Below are 19,314 nucleotides of genomic sequence, written 5' to 3' on the forward strand. Positions count from 1 at the left end.
CAAGATTAAAATTGGTGTGATTTTAATCCTGCTTTGTAGTCTGATTCATTTTCTGGTGTTGGTGAGTAGTAGTTCCTAACCACAAAGACATGACATGGACACTCGATGCCATACTATTAATACATTTTGTTTACTTCTTTTATTATACGTTCCCTAGTAATTCTCTAGCTTGTTGAAGTGACCACACTACCCGGTTTTGGCCTCGAGTTAAATGTGTCTTTAACACTTTATATTCATGCGATCCCTCAGTAACCTTTGAAAAATTTGTAGCTGGTGCAATATCTGGAAGAGGGGGAACATTTAAAGCGGAATCATGACGGAACTTTCCTTTCCTTGTGAAATTAATCGTAACAAGGATTCGGGCTAATTTTTCAATGGTTGAATTCACCTTTTTAACCTTTGTGTCACTTATTTCAAGACCTTTCAATTCTTGCATTCTTTTATAAAAAACAACTAAGTCCTCTCTTAAGCTAGCAACTTCATGAAGCGCAGGAGTAAAATCAAAGTGATTACCGGCTTTTTCTTGGTATGTTTTAATAGTTGCCTCAAATTCATCTGCGGTGTGGACGAAATTAAACGGATGGATTGTTGAATTAACAGCACGAAGAATAGCTGTAAGATAAATCTTCATGTCTTTTTCTAAGATAGACAGGTCTGCTACATGCATCAAGTCTTCCTCTGTATGCCACTCAATATTCGCACCACATCCCCCGACTGGATAATAGCCTTTTTCTTTTAGTAGCTCTTCAGGCATGCTCGATGAAAGCATGAAAAACGAAGTGATTCCAATATTATTAAATGAATAGTCACCTGCACGTAGTGGCCTTGTACCCTTTGCTGGCTGGCTTACTACATCATTGATGACATCTTTACAAAATTCATCAGCTTCACTCATCCACATCATATATTCATAGGATGTTGCGTCCACGCACCCCGGAGAATCACAGTTTACCTGAGCGATACAATTTCTTTCTAAGTCTAACCCGAATTGGTCAACAAACCATGTCGAACCACCGTATCGTCCTGTAGAATGTCCGGTCCAAACAGCAATCCGAACACTCCGCTTTAACTTGTCACGGTGTTTATGAAAAATTCTTGCCAGTTCAAGCAGCGTAGCATCTCCAGTTGCATTATCACCTATTCCTTCATGCCAGGAATCTAGATGTCCATGAAGAAGAATATATTTCTCAGGCTCATCTGTTCCTTCTATGAAAATATCAATAACTGGACATTCCATCCAATCCTTTTCTAAAAATGTATTACATTCAATCTCAACTTTTCCATTTTGAGATAGGATTTTCAATTCTTCCCCGTCAGGTTTATTAATGGCCAATACAGGGATTTTAGGCTCATCATTCATGTTATCAAGATCTGGCGCACCCCAAATGGTCGTACAAATACCTTCATGAATATTTTTACCCGGACTAATGAACATCATGGCTGTAACACCCAAATCGGTAAATTCCTGTACTTTTCCTGGCATTGGGAAACCCTCTGTTAAGACTATTTTCCCTGTTAAATCACCAATATTGTTTTCCACTTTTGTTCCAAAGATATCATTAATTCCTTTGGCGTAGCCTGTATTAACATATACAAGTTCACCACTTATTGCTTGGTCCCCTGTCGCAATGGAGAATGATGGAGTCTTAACTCGAAACTCCTTTTCTATTGGACTAGTAAGCTTCATAGTAGCTTTCTTTGGGACACTTAAATATAACTCTGGTGTATGTACCTTAAAAGGCACGCCCCATTTCTCGAGGTGGCTTGTAAGAAAATAAGAAGCAATCCTTTCATCCTCACTTCCTGACTCACGTATTAATGTACTAAACCTTTCTAACACAGCCTTAGGGACATCTAAACTAATTTCACCTAGCAATAATTTTTCAATTTCATTATTCATTAAACTTGGCATATTCAAGAACCCCTCTCTATCATGTAATACTTATTCTTTTCAATGAATGAATCCTGTGGTGAGGCGGTTATTTAAGTAGATACAACTTAAATGCTAAATATTTTAAATATACAGAAAATTAAATTTGTAAAAAAACCAAAGGGTTTAATTTCCTTTGGGATTGTTTCTAAAAGTGAATATAACCTTTATTCTATCATCAAACTGTAGAGGTTGGCATCCAATCATATGACTAATTGTGACAAATCACATTCCAAAAAAGTCTTATCTTCCATGATCACAACCTGCTCTTTATCGACCCTGACAACGTTTAAATCAGCACCTATAAATTTGATACTTCTATTATGATTCTAGCCATAGTCTCTATCGCTACAGGAATGACGGATTCATCAAAATCAAAGCTTGGATGGTGATGCCCCGCTGGAAGAGGTGAAGCAAATACTAAGTAAGTAGCAAGCCCACCTTGTTTTTGTACATGGTTAATCATAAAGGTAACATCCTCTGAAGCACCAAGTGGTAAAACTGGAATAACACCCTTAATGCGATCACTATTAGTGCAAGCCTTTTCTATCAAACTAACCCATTCCTGATTGCACTCTGCACTTGGAGCAAATCCAACTATATCAATATTTTCTTTGACATCGTAAAGGGATGATGTTGCCTTAATGATACGCAGAGCTTCTTCTCTCATATAGTCACTTAGAGCTGTTGTTTCACCACGTGTTTCAATTTCCATCTTCGCGGAATCCGCAACTATATTTCGACCGGTTCCAGCTTCTAGTTTTCCGACATTAACTCTTGTAGCGCCATCAGAATGACGGGTGATGCCGTTTAAATGAAGGCTTGCTGCTGCGGCTGCTAACAAAGCATTTCTGCCTTCGTTTGGCTCTAATCCAGCATGTGCTGATTTCCCGCGATACGAGACATTATATTTCGTACTTGCTAGAAACTTTGTGGTTGTCGCGGCGATTTGACCTACAGGTAAGGAATGAATTCCAATATGGCCACTAATAAAAAAATCAGCGTTATCTAGCCAGCCCTTATCAACCATGGGTTTTGCTCCTCTTCCTCCCTCTTCAGCAGGCTGAAAAAGTAGGGTGAAACGTCCTGTTAAGTCTTCCTTAAAGTGTTGTAAAAAACGAGCTATCCCCAAACCAATGACAGTGTGTCCATCATGACCGCAGGAATGCATGACACCGTCACGCTTTGAATGAAACCCTTCTTTGAAAGGAAGATGCTGTTCTTCTTTAGCTTCAAAAATAGGTAACGCATCAATATCAAACCGCATCGCTAAATGCTTTCCAACGCGACCTGTATCAAGTTCAGCAACTAGTCCAGTGTGACCACCGATCATTTTCTCCATCCAGTCATCAGGAACCCCCATCTCACGTGCTCTTTGTTCATTTTCCTCTAGTAACTCCTTTATGGGCATACCAAGTCGAGAATCCCCAACCATCGATTCTTTTCCAATGGCAAGCTTAAATCCTAATGATTCTAGTTCCCTTCCAATCTTGTATGTTGTTACATACTCAGTGAAGCCCACTTCTGGATATTGATGAAATTCTCTTCTTCGTAAAATAAGCTCGTCTTGTATGGATTCAATAAAAGTGTTCAAGGTAGTATTATTCATATGTTGCCTCCTATTTGCGTACATACTTTGTAATACAAAAGCATGGTTTTGAAGCTAATTTATACGCTATTATTTCTATAAAATATAGTTTCACTTTTTCACCATCATTTCCCGTAGGCTAAAGATAAACTTTAGTTTTAGCTTTACGTTTAATTACTTCTCCATATTTGTGAATATACCTTTATTTTACCGAGTTTTCTCATCGGAAACTAAACAAGTCAAGGAGGTTCTTTGTTAAAGAAAAATGTATTCATTTTACCGTACCTGTCCATCTCCATAAATAAAATATTTACTTGAAGTTAACGCCTTTAGCCCCATTGGTCCTCTTGCATGAAGCTTTTGAGTACTGATTCCGATTTCAGCCCCATACCCGAATTCAAATCCATCTGTAAAACGAGTTGATGCATTGTGATATACTGCGGCAGCATCCACATTCGTTTGAAAGAGAGTTGCTTGAATTGGTTCACTCGTAATAATAGCCTCTGAATGTCTGGTCCCATAGCGATTAATATGATCAATGGCCTCCATTAGATTTCCGACAACCTTTGCGCTTATCGATAGCCCTAAGTATTCGGTGTACCAGTCATCTTCAGTTGCCTGTTTGGCGTGATCAAAACTATCACAAACCCATTCATCTCCATATATTTCAACGCTATGGTCATGAAGCGTGTTCAATAAATGCTTTCCATACTCCTTAAACCATCCTTCATGAATAAGTACAGTTTCAAGGGAGTTACAAACAGAAGGCCGTTGAGTTTTTCCATTTAAGAGAATTCTCACCGCCATTTGAAAATCAGCAGTTTCATCAATATAAAGATGACAATTCCCTGCCCCAGTTTCAATAACGGGTACCTTTGCTTCTCTGACAACAGTTTCAATCAGCTGCTTTCCACCTCTTGGAATGAGTACATCTAAGTATTCGTTTAAGTGAAAAAGTTCTTTAGCAGTTTCTCTAGATGTATCCTCTATTAGTTGAACAGCATCAACCGGAAGACTACCTTCTCGTAATCCTCGATGAATGGATTGAACGATTGCTATGTTTGAATGTTTAGCAGAAGAACTTCCCCTTAATATAACAGCATTCCCTGTTTTAAGTGCTAAAGTTGCTGCATCAACTGTTACATTAGGTCTTGCTTCATAGATGATCCCAACAACTCCGAGTGGAACACGCTTATTCAAAATGATTAATCCATTTTCTTTCTTAATCGTCTCAATGGTTTCTCCGATAGGGTCCTTTAAATCAATTAAAAGGTGAATAGCATCAACCATATCCTGTATTCTTTTTTCATTTAAAAGAATACGGTCAAGCATGGCTTCTGATAAACCATTATTAGTCCCTACTTGTAAATCTATACGATTTGCCTGAATAATCGCGTCTTTGTCATTGAGCAATTGTATCGCTATCCTTCTTAAGGCAGCGTTCTTTTCTGTAGTTGTTACACCCACCAAACTAAAACTTGCTTTTTTAGCTAAATGTCCCTTTTTTTGAACCTCACTCACCGGCATAACCTCCAATCTAAATTTTCACCCATTTATCTCGATGAATAATTTCTGCTGATTTCTCTCTCTTTTTATTTTGACAAGCTATCGTAAACTTTAAATCTTCTGATGAACAAGAAACTTCACCCTTGCCTAATAACCCACCTTCACCCAAAACTTCTACAACATCCCCTATTTTAAAGTTTCCTTCTACGCCATAGACGCCAGCGGGTAATAGACTTTTGCCATTGAACAGCAATGCAGACTCTGCTCCTGGATCAACATAAATTCTTCCTGCTACCTCTGAATGAAAGGCAATCCATTGGCGCTTTGTATTTATAGAGACAAGTTCTTGACCTCCGATGTACGTCCCATCTCCCTTACCTGCTAGAATGTTAGTTAATTTGTTAGAACCTTTTCCTTGCCCTATAAACACCGGAACACCTAGTTTTAAGGAAGTACTGGCTGCTAATAACTTCGATTTCATTCCACCGGTACCTAATTTGGAGTCTGACCCTTCAACCGCCATTAAAAGGTCCTTATTAATTTCAACTAGATAATCGATTCGTTTTGCAGTAGGGTTATGTCTTGGATTTTCTTCATAAATTCCATTAATGTCTGTCAAGATAATCAAAGTGTTTGCATGAACAAGTCCACTTACAAGGGCTGAAAGCATATCGTTATCTCCAAATGTCAGCTCTTCAACAGAAACAGTGTCATTCTCATTTATGATCGGTAACATTCCTCTTTCTAAAAGCTCATGTAATGTCGAATAGGCGTTTTTATACCGATTACGATTGGAAAAATCCGAACGTGTTAACAGTATTTGTGCCGGATGAATGCCATAAGTACAAAGCTGTTCATAATAAGTACGCATTAACAGGCCTTGACCAACAGATGCTGCTGCTTGTTTCCCCTTAAGAGTTTTCGGTCTTGTTGGATACCCTAAATTTTTAAATCCAGCCGCAACAGCGCCGGAAGATACCAATATTACTTCATGGCCTTCTTTTCTTAGTGTTGCAATTGCTGCGACATGGTCAGCTAGCTTTAGTAAATCAATTTCTCCTCCTTCGTTTGTTAATGAACTACTCCCAATCTTCACGACAATACGCTTTTTCCCCATTCTATAACCCTCCTTTTTTATAATAAGAAAAAAGCCCAGTCATCCTATTAATAAGGACGAAAGGGCTTAGCTTCCGTGGTACCACCAAATTTGGATGTGTGTTGACATCCCACTCTACCTGTAACGTCAGGTTAGACGCCTATGTTTTCATAGGACTCAAAAGGTAGGTTTTGCGATTTGTTTGTGGCGAAATCTTCCAGCTAATAAACTTCGCTCTCTGTCACAACAAGGTCCGCATACTGATCCTTTATCAACGTTCTTTTGTTGGATTTTTCAAAATTTTATGACATAACTGGGTGATAGTCAAGATATTTTAATGCGATTATTTTATTTGGATCTGCTTGATCACTTTTGCTGGATTCCCTCCAACCACGACGTTATCAGGAATATCCTTGGTGACAATTGAACCTGAAGCAATGACAGAATTGTCACCGATTTTAATTCCTGGATTTATAACAGCACGACCGCCAATCCATACATTGTCCCCGATTGTAACAGGCTTTCCAAATTCCTTACCGGCATTTCGCTCTACTGCGTCCACAGGATGTGTTGCAGTGTATATATGTACGCCCGGACCTAGCATACAATTGTCACCAATTCTGACTTCACAAACGTCTAGGATTAAACAGTCAAAATTTGCGTAAAAATCCTTTCCTACATATGTATTGTAGCCATAATCAAACCGGATTGTAGGTTCTATGTACACGTTCTCTCCAGCTGAACCTAATATCTCTTTTAATAGTTCTGTCCTTTTTTCACTTTCTATTTCTAACGTTTGATTAAACTGTCTAAGCAACCCTCTTGTATGTTCGCGTTCCTTCATTAACTGAGGATCAGCAGAATTATACATCTCTCCTGCTATCATTTTCTCTTTTTCTGTCTTCATATATTTTGTACTCCTTATCCTAGTTACGCTGGTTTATTGTAGTCTTACTCATCGTTACTAGCTAATATAATTGATTACACTATTATACAAGTGTTTCTCCTGACAATTCTTCCTCAATTAATTGTAAATATCTATCCACAAATCGGCTTGGGTTTTTCCCAATATGTTCGATATCTAACCGATTCGGAATCTTTCCTGTCATATAAAAGATTCTCATGGCTGTTCCTGTACGAATAGCGGTTTCTGAAGGAGTGTGGTTGTAGCCATTTTTAAAAGAGTTCCAATTGTTATGAAGCTGATTGCTTGCCAGTAGAAACATTCGTGGAACAGCAAGGTCAAAGGATTGGTAGCCAAATCCACATTCATCAAAATCTAATATATGCCATTCCGTATGACTTTGTAGTATATTCCCAAAATGTAAGTCACTATGAATAAATTGCAATTCACCAAGTCCGGGTAAAAGTTTCTGGATTTTTTCTGCAATTTTTATCGATAAATCCTTTTGTGTTGTAGTTAGGAATGAGGCATTACAAAGGTTTTCTAAGGAATCATGAATCACTAATTTCTCATCAAATATTGGTCTTTGAAATCCAACCCAAGTCTTTGGAGTCTCTTTAATGATTTGATTAGATTTTTGATGAAGTTGATACATGATTCCCCCTAGCTTTTCATAGTCTGATTGACCAGGGTCTGTAATTTCTTCTCCGGTAATAAACTGAAAGGCAGTAAAGTGAAGTTCCTTGTTCTCACTAATGATAGATGTAACTTCCTCATTATCACTATTGAGAATAATGTTTGGGACTAAGAAATCCCCACCCAGTACTTTTAACCATGCTATTTCGGCTTGAATCTGCTGTTTCGAAAATCGATTGGTCCGGTATTTTCTAATCACTATCTCATTTAATTCTGTTATAAAAGTTTGATTTTCTCCATCGTTTAAAAGATTTATAACCACGGATGGTGGAAGACCATAGCTTTGACAAAGTTTTGTTTGAATAGCATTGTTAATAATGATCACCTATTTCTATATATTTTAGGTTATGCTAATGCCAATTCTATCTTCTTCTATTAATTTACTAATCTTATGATCTAAACAATGGGAACCATTATACCTAACCTTCATGCCGGCTAAACAGGAACTTACTAAAATCATAATCATTCTCCTATTGTTTTTAATATGATTTTAACATAAATATCCAGTATTTCTTTTTCAAATAAAATTTTTAAGCGAAAGTTTCTCACTTTGGTCTAATGAAATAAATAAAAGACATCCACTTAGGGATGCCTTACATTTATTTAAGGTTGTTTTCGTATAGACTGTTGCTTTGTTAAAATCCAAAAAAAGAACCTTATTTAAAAACCAAAGCGATTACATCATCGACTGTCATATTACTATTAATTTCATACGTACCTGGGCGAAGATCATTGGCTAACCCTCTTTTCTCTACTTCTTGTACGAATGACATAGCGCTGTCCGTGATATTAGTCTCTACAAGTACTCGACCTACATCAATACTTGTCATTCCTGAAGCTATATTAAGAATTGTTCGATAGACAACCTGTTCTTGTTCTTCTTCCGATTCAATTGTCTCAGTGGTCTCTTCTGTTTCACTAGTTGTTTCATTCTCAACTACTACTTCTTCTAAAGCAGCAAGCTGTTTATTCCACTCTTCTTTTGTGTGTATTATATATCCGGCTGAAGTTAAGCTTTCCTTCATCTCGGCTTCAGTAAGCTCTTGAACTTCAGAAATAGTAGCTGCTTGGCTTGGCTCGATAAAATAAGCGATTCCACATACAATCGTTGCGACTAAAAGACCAGCTGCAAAACTATTCTTTTGATTAGTGCTCATTGACTACTGATCCCCTTTCATGCACAGGGCTTATGTAAGGAGCGAGTAACTGTTGCACATCCTTTTCGTCTACCTGCTTTTCAGAAGCAATGCTTTCTATTGAGTATCCACGTTTATATAAATCTAGTAATTCACGGATTAATTGACGTTCCTTAGAGCTAATCCCGACTTCTTGTCCAGTAATCTCTACATCAAGTTCAATCCTCTTAATCTGTGACTGGAGCTTATTGATTTCCTCCATCATTGTTAAGTACATCGTATCTAATTTCTGCTGCTCGGTTTTCGCTAGCTGTCTGTTTTGAAAAAAAGAAAAAATGAGCAACAGTGCTGCTGATCCTACTAAAAAACCTAACGCCCATCCCATCATAAACAAATCCTCCTAAACTATCATTGTTCAAGCTTTCATTATACAAACAAAATAATGAAATTTGGGTGAAAATAAAGAAAACCATTCAATAGTCAGGTGTATTGGGAATATTTAGCGGAAGTAAGAAAACAAAAATGGGAGGTTTGGACCTTTTTAAATTATGATTCTGCTAAATTGTCTCCTGATTATTAACGTACTAAATAGATGAACGCAGAATTCTATAATTGCTTTCGCCTTCACTAACTCAAGTTCTATTTTTCTTCAAAAAGCGCAGTACTAAGTTTAGCACTGCGCCTTTATTACATCCTATTTTCCATCCACTACTTGTTTAAAGATCTCATAGGATCGTTTTTGTTTTTCTTCATCGAATATATATGAAACAGCCATTATTTCATCAACATTGTATAGTTCTTGAAAACGTGTAAACTGTTTTCTTACCGTATCCTTACTTCCCATTAGTGTAACACTTGTCATTTTAGATGACATTTCTTTTTCAGCAGGGCTCCAAATATTGTCCATGTTATCTACTGGTGGCTGTAGTGGATTTTGTGTCCCACGTACTATGTTAAGAAAGAATTGTTTCATCGACGTGGATAATACCTCTGCCTCGTCATCAGTATCCGCCGCAATCACATTTAAACAAACCATCATATATGGCTTTTCTAGATATTGTGAAGGCTTAAAACGGCGGCGATAAATCTGGATTGCTTCTTCCATATGAGCTGGCGCAAAATGAGAGGCAAATGCGTATGGAAGTCCTAAACTTGCTGCTAAATAAGCAGAATCAGTTGAAGATCCGAGAATATAAATCGGTACATTGGTTCCCACACCTGGATGCGCCTTCACATACGCTTGGTTTTCTTCAGGACCAAAGTAGGTCAATAGTGACTGTACATCATCAGGAAAGGTATAAACAGAATCCTTCTGTGAACGTCTTAGAGCACTTGCTGTCATCATGTCTGTCCCAGGAGCACGGCCCAGTCCAAGGTCTACTCGATTAGGATAAATGGTAGCCATTGTACCAAACTGTTCAGCTACTACTAGTGGAGAATGGTTCGGAAGCATAACTCCTCCTGAACCTACACGAATACTGTTTGTATGTTCTAATGTATGTTTAATTAAAAGGGCTGTAGCAGAACTAACAAGTGTTGGAGTATTGTGATGCTCTGCAATCCAATATCGTTCATAGTCCATTTTTTCAAGTGCTTGAGCCAAATCAATCATTGATTCAATTGCTTGTGAAGGGGTTTGCCCTTGACGAATTGGCGCTAGGTTTAGTGCAGATATAGGTATTTGAATGTTTGCCATAATGATCTTGTCCTTTCACAAAAAGATATACTCCTATAGTATCAGTAGATGTGAAAGAAACAAAATGACTTGCTCGGTAGTCATATATCCACTTTTCACTAGAATTTTTAGTATTTCTTGATATCTCTTTACCTCTCATTCATATCTCATGATTCTCATACATAAGGATATAATTCAACAAAAAAAGAAAGGGGAATTATGATGCCATATACTGGTTCAAAGGGATGGTTTGTTCAACAATTAAAGGCTGCAGGGATTAATCGACATCCAGTGGGGTTAAAAAAATTAGAGGTATATGATACGTCAACCCTAAGGAGACTTTACTTTAACTCACAAAACAAGTAATTAGCCAATGCATAAACAGAAGTAACTCTCTTGGACCCTGAAATAACTATGTAGAGTTACTTCTGTTTATTTCAATCAATTTATCATCATAGTCCTTGTTTTACAGATGATTCGGATTATTTTATTAGGAGAATAACTCTCATCAGATTCTCTCACGTTTGTCTACTCAACCATTTTTGTATTTACATAGCCTATAAGGATGACATATCCTATGACCAATATTGGAAATAACACTTGTCTATCCGGATGATCAATAAAAATACCTATAAACATGGCAATCCCCATTATTAGATTGTAAGTACCAACTATTTTTGAAAGTTTTTCTTGTTCTCTTACACGCTTTTGATTAAAGCCCGATAATAACCATGTTTGTTTTTTTACACCCACAAAGTAAGCTAAAGTCAATAAGATTAGGGTAGTAGCAATAAATGCTTGATCCATCATTAACCTCCCTGCTTTTATAATATGTACCTAGGCTGTAAATAAATTTTTTTATGTTATAGGCTATTCGAGCTGTGCCTTTAATATAGCAAAAAAAACACGTCCCTTTTAGAGAGACATGTTTTTCACGATTATGTAAGCTTGTCAATTATGGTCTTGATTTCTTGTGTTTGCTGATCTTTTAAATTGCACAAGTGTTCATTGTACTGATTTTCTATCTTAACTAGTCTCTGTTTAACATTAGATATATCGTTTTTTCTGATAAAGTAATCACTAAAAACGTATAAAAACAATAGACTCGGGAGTACTGGGTTAAAATACAAATTATTCTTATATTCTAAACTTAAATAGATTGCAATCAGCATAAAAGTTACATTTATGGGCTTTAAAAAAGTATTAGCTTGAAGCCTATTTAATCTATTATTTAATTCTTTTTGATTCAGATTAAGCGTCTGCTCTAGAAGTTCCTTTTTTTCTTCATATTTCTTCTTAATAAGGTCTATTTCGTTATATTTTTTTTCTACATCAATTCTCTCAATTTGTTGATTCTTATTTGAGAAATCATATATTTCTTCAAGGTCAAAAATAATTTTATTTGATTCCATTGAGGCCCTCCTATCTCTAACCTATTCCTTCTCATTAATCCCCAAGATGAGAAGAATCTATTCCAGTTAAAGACTATAAATGGTGAGATAAAGGAGTTTGATGGAAAACAATATTAAAAAGCTTTATAGTGTAGATTTGAGGTAAAAGTTGGCTGATCCCAAGTAGTTAGTATTCACTTAAAAGGTGGTTTTACGATCGATACTTAATTGCCAGTCCCTTTAAGAAATTCCTCGCGAAGTTATCTCCGCATTCTTTATAATTTTTATGTCCCTCTCTCCTAAGTAACGCCCCAAGCTCTCCTTTTGTAACTAGAATTCCAGCTTTTAAAAAGATGTCTAACATATCCTCAGTTGTTAACGATAAAGCAATTTTTACTTTTTTTAACAAAGTATTATTCATTGATTCATTGGTCAACTCGGGCATGTCTGGTTGTCCTGGTTTTGGATCTTGTTTCCCTCTTTTATAGATAATAAATCCGTTTAGAAAGGACTCTAACATCTGGTTCGTACATCCTTCATTTTGCTCAAGATCACCTTCAAAATCTTCACTTTCCTTCTGCTTAGTTAGTAGCTTGAGGACTTCTTCTTTTGTAATGGCAATACCACCTAGTTTAAATATTTCAACCATCTCTGTATTTCTTAAATCTAATGCATAACGTAATCTAATCAAGCGATCGTTATTATTCAATTTATTACCTCCAAATACTTATTTAGTGTTTTCTGAATAGTAAAGGGACAGTTCTCCACTCAAAAACCGAGTGAGAACCGTCCCGATGTTACGTAGTGTTAGATGCTCAAAACTAGAGCTTAAACGAACTCTTTAAAGATACGATTAAATTAAACACAATTTGCTCTTTCGTTGTATGCTTTGTATCCACATTAAAGTAGCCGTGTCTAAAGAATTGTAGCTTTGTTTCCGTTTCGACATCTTTTAGGTTTGGTTCTACAAAGCCATTTAAAATTTCTAGTGAGTTCGGATTGACTTGGTCTAAGAATGATTTTTCAACCTCTATATCTTTTACCACTTCGTCGACTTCCTCTGTTTGCTCGCTTACGAGTAATGGCTCATATAAACGGAACTCAGCAGGTACAGCTTGTGTAGCCTCTACCCAATGAATCGTTCCTTTTACCTTACGACCTGTAAAACCTGTTCCACTCTTCGTTTCAGGATCATACGTACAATGGATTTCTACTACATTACCATTTTCATCTTTTATGAAATCCTCACACTTAATGAAATAGGCATGCTTTAATCGAACTTCATTACCAGGGAAAAGACGGAAGTATTTCTTTGGAGGATCCTCCATAAAATCGTCCTGTTCAATGTAAATCTCCCTTGAGAATGGGATTTGTCTTGTCCCCATTTCCGGATTTTCAGGATTGATTTCAGCATCAAGCATTTCAACTTGTCCTTCTGGGTAATTGGTAATAACCACTTTTATCGGCCGAACAACCCCCATTGTTCTCGGTGCTTTTAGTTTTAAATCCTCACGAACATAATGGTCTAGCATTTGAGAGTCAACTACACCAGATCCTTTGGATACACCTGTTTCTCTTACGAATGTACGAATTGCTTCTGGAGTATAACCTCTTCTTCTTAAGCCAGAGATTGTAGGCATACGAGGATCATCCCATCCATCAACAAAACCTTCATCCACAAGTTGCTTTAGCTTACGCTTACTCATTACAGCGTTCGTTATATTTAAACGGCCAAATTCGATTTGCTGTGGCTTACTTACCATTTCACACTCTTCTACTATCCAGTTGTATAATGGACGTTGATCTTCAAACTCAGTTGTACAAAGGGAATGCGTTACATCCTCTATTGCGTCCTCTAGCGGATGAGCAAAAGCATACATAGGATATATACACCATTCGTCCCCTGTATTATGATGAGTTGCATGAGAAATACGGTAAATAACAGGATCACGTAAATTAATATTTGGAGAACCCATATCAATTTTGGCTCTTAACACCTTTTCTCCATTTTTAAACTCACCCTTACGCATCCGATCAAATAAGTCTAGATTTTCTTCAATTGAACGATTACGATATGGACTATCTTTTCCCGGCTCCTTTAATGTTCCGCGGTATTCACGGATTTCATCAGGTGAAAGGTCATCAACATATGCTTTACCTTTGTTGATTAAAAGGACAGCCTTTTCATACATTTCTTGAAAATAGTTAGAAGCATAAAAGAGCCCATCCCATTCATAACCAAGCCATTTTACATCTTCTTTAATCGCATTTACAAATTCTACGTCTTCCTTTAAAGGGTTCGTATCATCAAAACGCAGATTAGTTTTTCCGTTAAATTCATCCGCTAAGTCAAAGTTAATGACAATTGATTTCGCATGACCTATATGTAAGTATCCATTTGGTTCTGGTGGAAACCGAGTAATGACATGGTTTCGTTTACCTGTCTCTAAATCGTTTATAATAATATTTCTGATAAAATTGGAAGAATTATTTTCCACTCTTTCTCAACCTTTCTTGATCTTATATGTATTCTAATTTGGTACTTATGCAATAGTCATTAGTCTACCATAAATATATGTATGATATATAGATATCTTAGGAAAAGTAGAACATTTTATGCTATTCTGTACCATTACTAATGTTATTGATTAATTCAACGAGTTCAAGAGTAAATCCTTTTATAGCAGTGTCACCAACAACTGTTACCGGTACACCCAAAAAACCAAACTTCTCGACTTCTTGTTTATATTGCTCCTGCTCAGTAATATTTCTTACTTGAAAAGGTACACCTACTTCTTCAAGCATTTTCTTTACATATGTACACTCCACACAATCGTTACTTGTATAGACAATCACGATATGAGATATATGAATTTTTGTTTCCAAAGACATTAATCTCCTTTAAAAAAACCTTCTAGTTGAAATGCTTCTTTTACCTGATAATGAGTTGCATGTGTGTCGACTCTTGAAAGCAGTTCTCTAGCTTCTGGCTCTATAACTGCGATTGTAAAATCTTCTTGACTAGCGAAGTCTAAGATTGAATCCAAAGAAGCGAAATAATTTGTGATGATGAACTCTACTTCATCTTGGTTCTGAATGGCTCTTAAAATAGTACCACCAAGATAACCGTCGATTTTGCTAAAGCTAGGAAGAATAGTTGTCCTCAACAGATTTTCGTAAGCATCAGCATTTCCCTCACTTGTCCATCCTCTCCAAACACGAGCAATCATAGTAACCCTCCCTAAATTTCTTTACATTTATTTTAACAAAACATCAATATCGTGACCACATAGTTAGGATAAAGGGATCATTGTGTAATAAAAAATTTTAGTTAAATGAAGGAGAAGTAATATCAGGAAAGTAACTTGTACCCAAGAAGAAAAGATGGCAATTTATCTATTTCACCTTCTTTGAACATTTGTTTGTTGTACCAATAAGGCGCTTTTGCCTTAGGTTCTATCTTTTTGCCAAAAAAAAGTAAGATTTAACATAGAAACAATAGAAATAAGACAAAATACAGTTGGAGGTGGTAAAAATAAAATCAAACAAGAATATTTCATACAATTTTTTAATATGGACTACCATTATAGGATTAGTCCTATTGCCCTTCGCAATAATTAAACGTCCTTTTAAAGATTGGATTATTGTATACCTAGTATCTTGTATTGGAAATTATGGTGCTGATAAATATTTAGTTTCTAAAGGATATTTAAAATATAAAATAAAACCTTTTAATAAGTTCAAAATCCATCTCCCATTTGACTATATACACTATCCTTTAATGTTACTTTATTATAATCAATGGACACTAAACAGCTCGCCTATTGGTGTATTCTTAAAAGTATTTCCAATTGTAGTACCTCAAGTAATAATAGAAACGATTGCAGCAAAAAGAACAAAACTGATTACTTGGAGAAAAGGGTGGTCTTGGTATCACTCACTAATCAGCTTGGTTTTAAAACTTTGGCTTTGTAGATTGATTATTGGTGTTATTAGAATAATTAACAAAGGAAAGATTTCTCTAAACTAACATCAGAAAAGTATTCAATTTTCCTAGTCTAATTATTCACATCACTTATCGTTAAATAAAATACTATCACCTGCTATCTTAATGGTAGCAGGTGATAGTAAAATTAATACCTTGTTACTCTAAACAAGTCATTCTATTAAAAAGGTAGTGAAATTGGAAGTTTTCCTGTTACTTCTTCCTCTCCAAATATCGCCTTCACAGCCATCCTTAATGCATTCGAAGTAAACTCATAGGTTGTAACAAAAGCAGGTGCATTTGGTACAATCGCTAAATCGTAAGGATTTCTCATCGCCAGTACAATCACTGATTTTCCCGTATCCAATAACAAACGTAAGAGTTCTTTTTGTCCTGATGATTTTTGAGCAGACAATGTTCCAATTATAATCGTATCAAAGGAATGAACAATCTTTAGTATTTCGTTTATTTCTTCCCCGCTCGGCTCAGTCGAAACCGGAAATACTTTTGCAGAAGGATGGTAATCCTGAATAATCATACCTAATTCATTACGAGAATAACCCTGCTCTTCTACTAATGTTAAGTAGGATGCTGAAGGATAAACGACCATAATTTTATGGGATTCATCAGTTTTGAGCGGAAGAACTTTGTCTTCATTTTTAACAATTGTTATCCCTTTTCTAAACGCTTTTTCTGCTAATTCATGGTGTTTCTCACACCCTACGATTTCTGGTACTGCCAATCCATCCATACTAACTGAGTAATCGGACCATGAAAGATATTTTTCTTTAAGCTTTTGTACTCTGAGATATGATTCATTTATTCTACTTTCAGAAATTTCCCCGGATTCAACTGCGGAAACAACCCTTTCAATTGTCTCTACCTGTAGCGATGGCAAATGAGAAATCATGATAAGATCGACACCTGCTTTAATGGCTTCCACTGCCCCTTTTGCTGTTCCAACTGTATCTGCGATAGCCTTCATCTCCATACAATCAGTTGTCACAACGCCGTCAAAACCAAGCTTTTCACGAAGTAAACCAGTGATGACTTTATGTGACATTGTTGCGGGTCGATTACTCTCAGCTTCAAGCCCAGGAAAATAAACATGAGCCGTCATAATAGTATCGGCACCATCAGCGATACATTCTTTAAAAGGAACTAACTCTAGTTTATCTAGTGTACCCAAAGGATGTGTTATGACAGGTAGTGCTAGATGTGAATCCACATGGGTATCACCATGACCAGGGAAATGCTTTAAAGTGGTTATTACTCCTTCTGCTTGCATTCCCTTCATCGAGGCTTTAGCAAATCTACTAACACTTTTAGCTGTTTCACCAAATGACCGTACCCCTATCACTGGATTTTCAGGATTATTATTAATATCAACAACTGGTGCAAAGTTCCAATTAATACCGAGAGCCCTAAGTTCTCTAGCCGTAGCTTTTCCTATCTCATATGTAAGCTTGTCGTCATCAGTTGCAGCTAGTAGCATCGCACCAGGAAACGGAGTAGTTCCTTCTCCAAGTCTTCTCACCATTCCATTTTCCTGATCAATACTTATAAGAAGAGGTTGATCATGACCATTTGTTTTCGCATGCTTTTGTAGGGAGGTTGTTACTTCTAATACCTGTTGAGGCGTCCCTATATTTCTTCCGAATAAAATGAGTCCTCCAATATGGTAGGTTTCAATAAGATTTTTAATGTCAGATATGGAATCAATTTGATCACCTTGAAAACCACAGACCATTAACTGACCAATTTTTTGACGGATTGATAAAGTGGCCATCATTCTAACACTCCCTTCATTTATTCGGAGAATATGTTGTTTCATTATTAATAGTTAAACGCACTTCCTAATTTCCATTTTTCTAGTTCAACAATATGACTTTCTCCATCACTAAAGAATTGAATATTACTCGACTGTTGATTAGGGTAAATTCTTCCTGTCATTACTTTCTCACCGTTATTAATAAAAACTTCTACCGAAGACTGATCAAGAAAAATCTGAAGATGAAGCTTATTGTTTTGTAGTTTTACTGGTGCATTCCGAATTCCTTTAGGTCCAGCTCCCGAATTCTCACGATCAAAAGAAAATAGCCCGTTGGATTTATCGAATGTAAGGACTGTTTCCTCACCAAGCTTTTTATTTACTCTAAGCTTGATTCCAAAACGAGATGCTTCACTTGCATCAATCGTAGCCAATATTTCGATACTATTACCATTTATCCCCTCTAATTCAATGCTCCCGTTAACTTTAATATTTTGGTAAGCAACCTTCTCTTTTCGTAGTGACTGTAATTCAGGGACTGGTCGAAACCGAATGTTATCATCCTCTATTGTCATGACTCGAGGAATAGTTAGAGCACCTGCCCATTCATCTTTTTGTTCAGGCATATCACTTTCCCACATATTCATCCATGAAATGATCACTCTTCTTCCTTGATCATCTATGGTGGACTGAGGTGCATATACATCAAAACCGTAATCTAAAAGCTCAAACGGACCATGTTGTAATTTACCTTTTTCATAATCAAGTGTTCCCATTACATACCCAGATTGGTGGAGATTATGGTACTTATAATCGTCTGGCTTCATTCCTTGAGGTGACATTAGAAGAATATCATGACCCTCTAGTTGAAAGATATCAGGGCATTCCCACATAAAACCGAAATTACCTTTTCCAGTTGCTGCAACATTGATAAACTCCCATGTATGTAGATCTTTTGATTGATAGAGTAAAATTTGTCCGATGTTTTCTTCTGTTTTTGATCCCAGTACCATGTAATAGATATCATCTTTTTTCCATACCTTTGGGTCTCTAAAGTGAAACGGATGTATGTCACCAGCTGGTGCTTCGGTAATAATAGGATTTTGTTCATCCTTTTTAAAATGAATACCATCCTCACTTATTGCCATACATTGGACCTGCTTTAAGTCATGGTCACGGTCCTCTCCTGTCCATACATTTCCCGTATAGAATAAATACATCTTCTCATCTATTTCAATAGCACTCCCTGAAAAACACCCATCCTTGTCATACTCCTCGCTTGGTGCTAAGGCAATCGGCATATGCTCCCATGTTGATAAATCCTTACTCTTTGCATGCCCCCAATACATAGGACCCCAATTAGGCGAAAATGGATGATGCTGATAAAACACATGGTATTCTCCCTTATAATAACTAAATCCATTCGGATCGTTCATCCAACCTACTTGTGGTGCCATATGGTAGGTCGGATACCACTGTGACCTTCTGACACTCTCTTTTTTTGTACCAATCGTTTTCTGTGCTTCATTTAGTACTTCTTGATGTTTCATCTGAACTATCCTTTCTATAAACAGTTGGTTATAGTTTACAACAAACCTTGATTTTGATGTGTTAAAAACTAGCAGTCTTGAAAAAA

General features: G+C 36.5%; 19 protein-coding genes and 1 pseudogene. 2 read left to right on the forward strand and 18 right to left on the reverse strand.

Annotated features, from left to right (window positions below; all coding sequences use genetic code 11):
* Positions 1-142 precede the first annotated feature (142 nt).
* From M1D60_RS11930 to M1D60_RS11975, 10 genes and pseudogenes are all read right to left on the reverse strand, one after another.
* Entirely contained in the window at positions 143-1,912 is a 1,770-nt protein-coding gene (locus tag M1D60_RS11930; RefSeq protein ID WP_456275111.1) for a M28 family peptidase, read from the reverse strand.
* A gap of 319 nt (positions 1,913-2,231) precedes the next feature.
* Positions 2,232-3,539, reverse strand: coding sequence for an amidohydrolase (locus M1D60_RS11935; protein ID WP_456275112.1), 1,308 nt, complete (start codon positions 3,537-3,539; stop codon positions 2,232-2,234).
* Positions 3,540-3,794: 255 nt separating this feature from the next.
* Positions 3,795-5,039 (reverse strand): glutamate-5-semialdehyde dehydrogenase, encoded by a 1,245-nt coding sequence (locus tag M1D60_RS11940; protein ID WP_456275113.1) that lies wholly within the window; start codon positions 5,037-5,039, stop codon positions 3,795-3,797.
* A gap of 16 nt (positions 5,040-5,055) precedes the next feature.
* Positions 5,056-6,141, reverse strand: coding sequence for a glutamate 5-kinase (proB, locus tag M1D60_RS11945; protein WP_456275114.1), 1,086 nt, complete (start codon positions 6,139-6,141; stop codon positions 5,056-5,058).
* A 322-nt stretch (positions 6,142-6,463) separates the two neighbouring features.
* Entirely contained in the window at positions 6,464-7,027 is a 564-nt protein-coding gene (locus M1D60_RS11950; protein WP_456275115.1) for a maltose acetyltransferase domain-containing protein, read from the reverse strand.
* Positions 7,028-7,109: 82 nt separating this feature from the next.
* Positions 7,110-8,045: a phosphotransferase enzyme family protein gene (locus M1D60_RS11955; RefSeq protein ID WP_456275116.1), complete on the reverse strand. Its 936-nt coding sequence runs from the start codon at positions 8,043-8,045 to the stop codon at positions 7,110-7,112.
* Positions 8,046-8,081: 36 nt separating this feature from the next.
* Positions 8,082-8,180 (reverse strand): annotated as a pseudogene (locus tag M1D60_RS11960) (DUF523 domain-containing protein); the annotation flags it as partial.
* Positions 8,181-8,376: 196 nt separating this feature from the next.
* Complete coding sequence (locus tag M1D60_RS11965) at positions 8,377-8,877, reverse strand: hypothetical protein (protein ID WP_456275117.1); 501 nt, start codon at positions 8,875-8,877, stop codon at positions 8,377-8,379.
* The gene (locus tag M1D60_RS11970; RefSeq protein WP_456275118.1) at positions 8,867-9,244 is read right to left on the reverse strand and encodes a hypothetical protein; all 378 of its coding nucleotides are present in this window, start codon (positions 9,242-9,244) and stop codon (positions 8,867-8,869) included. Before M1D60_RS11970 ends, M1D60_RS11965 begins: the two co-directional genes overlap by 11 nt.
* 306 nt (positions 9,245-9,550) lie before the next feature.
* The gene (locus M1D60_RS11975; RefSeq protein WP_456275119.1) at positions 9,551-10,552 is read right to left on the reverse strand and encodes an LLM class flavin-dependent oxidoreductase; all 1,002 of its coding nucleotides are present in this window, start codon (positions 10,550-10,552) and stop codon (positions 9,551-9,553) included.
* A gap of 198 nt (positions 10,553-10,750) precedes the next feature.
* On the opposite strand from M1D60_RS11975, the gene M1D60_RS11980 reads away from it, so the two are divergent.
* The gene (locus M1D60_RS11980) at positions 10,751-10,897 is read left to right on the forward strand and encodes a YflJ family protein (RefSeq protein WP_456275120.1); all 147 of its coding nucleotides are present in this window, start codon (positions 10,751-10,753) and stop codon (positions 10,895-10,897) included.
* Between the two features lie 162 nt (positions 10,898-11,059).
* On the opposite strand, the gene M1D60_RS11985 is transcribed toward M1D60_RS11980, so the two are convergent.
* The 6 genes from M1D60_RS11985 to M1D60_RS12010 form a co-directional block, all read right to left on the reverse strand.
* The gene (locus tag M1D60_RS11985; protein ID WP_456275121.1) at positions 11,060-11,341 is read right to left on the reverse strand and encodes a DUF3784 domain-containing protein; all 282 of its coding nucleotides are present in this window, start codon (positions 11,339-11,341) and stop codon (positions 11,060-11,062) included.
* A 128-nt stretch (positions 11,342-11,469) separates the two neighbouring features.
* A complete protein-coding gene (locus M1D60_RS11990; RefSeq protein ID WP_456275122.1) occupies positions 11,470-11,943 on the reverse strand; it encodes a hypothetical protein in 474 nt (157 codons plus the stop codon).
* Between the two features lie 190 nt (positions 11,944-12,133).
* Complete coding sequence (locus M1D60_RS11995; RefSeq protein ID WP_456275123.1) at positions 12,134-12,631, reverse strand: DUF1456 family protein; 498 nt, start codon at positions 12,629-12,631, stop codon at positions 12,134-12,136.
* A gap of 112 nt (positions 12,632-12,743) precedes the next feature.
* Positions 12,744-14,420, reverse strand: coding sequence for a glutamine--tRNA ligase/YqeY domain fusion protein (locus tag M1D60_RS12000; RefSeq protein ID WP_456275124.1), 1,677 nt, complete (start codon positions 14,418-14,420; stop codon positions 12,744-12,746).
* 121 nt (positions 14,421-14,541) lie between these two features.
* Complete coding sequence (locus tag M1D60_RS12005) at positions 14,542-14,808, reverse strand: glutaredoxin family protein (protein WP_456275125.1); 267 nt, start codon at positions 14,806-14,808, stop codon at positions 14,542-14,544.
* A gap of 5 nt (positions 14,809-14,813) precedes the next feature.
* Positions 14,814-15,152 (reverse strand): antibiotic biosynthesis monooxygenase family protein, encoded by a 339-nt coding sequence (locus tag M1D60_RS12010; protein ID WP_456275126.1) that lies wholly within the window; start codon positions 15,150-15,152, stop codon positions 14,814-14,816.
* 371 nt (positions 15,153-15,523) lie between these two features.
* Between M1D60_RS12010 and M1D60_RS12015 the strand changes: the two genes are divergently transcribed.
* The gene (locus tag M1D60_RS12015; protein WP_456275127.1) at positions 15,524-15,952 is read left to right on the forward strand and encodes a CBO0543 family protein; all 429 of its coding nucleotides are present in this window, start codon (positions 15,524-15,526) and stop codon (positions 15,950-15,952) included.
* Between the two features lie 136 nt (positions 15,953-16,088).
* On the opposite strand, the gene nagZ is transcribed toward M1D60_RS12015, so the two are convergent.
* Both nagZ and M1D60_RS12025 read right to left on the reverse strand, forming a co-directional pair.
* Complete coding sequence (nagZ, locus tag M1D60_RS12020; protein WP_456275128.1) at positions 16,089-17,699, reverse strand: beta-N-acetylhexosaminidase; 1,611 nt, start codon at positions 17,697-17,699, stop codon at positions 16,089-16,091.
* Between the two features lie 44 nt (positions 17,700-17,743).
* On the reverse strand, positions 17,744-19,228 hold the full coding sequence (locus M1D60_RS12025; RefSeq protein ID WP_456275129.1) for a glycoside hydrolase family 32 protein: 1,485 nt from the start codon (positions 19,226-19,228) through the stop codon (positions 17,744-17,746).
* Between the last annotated feature and the right edge of the window lie 86 nt (positions 19,229-19,314).

This window comes from Bacillus sp. AK128 (genome assembly GCF_053903075.1).

What these genes read in the sequence shown, in the direction of transcription:
- M1D60_RS11930 (WP_456275111.1), bottom strand. Translation starts at nt 1,912, where the DNA reads ATGCCAAGTTTAATGAATAATGAAATTGAAAAATTATTGCTAGGTGAA.
- M1D60_RS11935 (WP_456275112.1), bottom strand. Translation starts at nt 3,539, where the DNA reads ATGAATAATACTACCTTGAACACTTTTATTGAATCCATACAAGACGAG.
- proB (WP_456275114.1), bottom strand. Translation starts at nt 6,141, where the DNA reads ATGGGGAAAAAGCGTATTGTCGTGAAGATTGGGAGTAGTTCATTAACA.
- M1D60_RS11950 (WP_456275115.1), bottom strand. Translation starts at nt 7,027, where the DNA reads ATGAAGACAGAAAAAGAGAAAATGATAGCAGGAGAGATGTATAATTCT.
- M1D60_RS11965 (WP_456275117.1), bottom strand. Translation starts at nt 8,877, where the DNA reads ATGAGCACTAATCAAAAGAATAGTTTTGCAGCTGGTCTTTTAGTCGCA.
- M1D60_RS11970 (WP_456275118.1), bottom strand. Translation starts at nt 9,244, where the DNA reads ATGATGGGATGGGCGTTAGGTTTTTTAGTAGGATCAGCAGCACTGTTG.
- M1D60_RS11975 (WP_456275119.1), bottom strand. Translation starts at nt 10,552, where the DNA reads ATGGCAAACATTCAAATACCTATATCTGCACTAAACCTAGCGCCAATT.
- M1D60_RS11980 (WP_456275120.1), top strand. Translation starts at nt 10,751, where the DNA reads ATGATGCCATATACTGGTTCAAAGGGATGGTTTGTTCAACAATTAAAG.
- M1D60_RS11985 (WP_456275121.1), bottom strand. Translation starts at nt 11,341, where the DNA reads ATGATGGATCAAGCATTTATTGCTACTACCCTAATCTTATTGACTTTA.
- M1D60_RS11990 (WP_456275122.1), bottom strand. Translation starts at nt 11,943, where the DNA reads ATGGAATCAAATAAAATTATTTTTGACCTTGAAGAAATATATGATTTC.
- M1D60_RS12010 (WP_456275126.1), bottom strand. Translation starts at nt 15,152, where the DNA reads ATGATTGCTCGTGTTTGGAGAGGATGGACAAGTGAGGGAAATGCTGAT.
- nagZ (WP_456275128.1), bottom strand. Translation starts at nt 17,699, where the DNA reads ATGATGGCCACTTTATCAATCCGTCAAAAAATTGGTCAGTTAATGGTC.
- M1D60_RS12025 (WP_456275129.1), bottom strand. Translation starts at nt 19,228, where the DNA reads ATGAAACATCAAGAAGTACTAAATGAAGCACAGAAAACGATTGGTACA.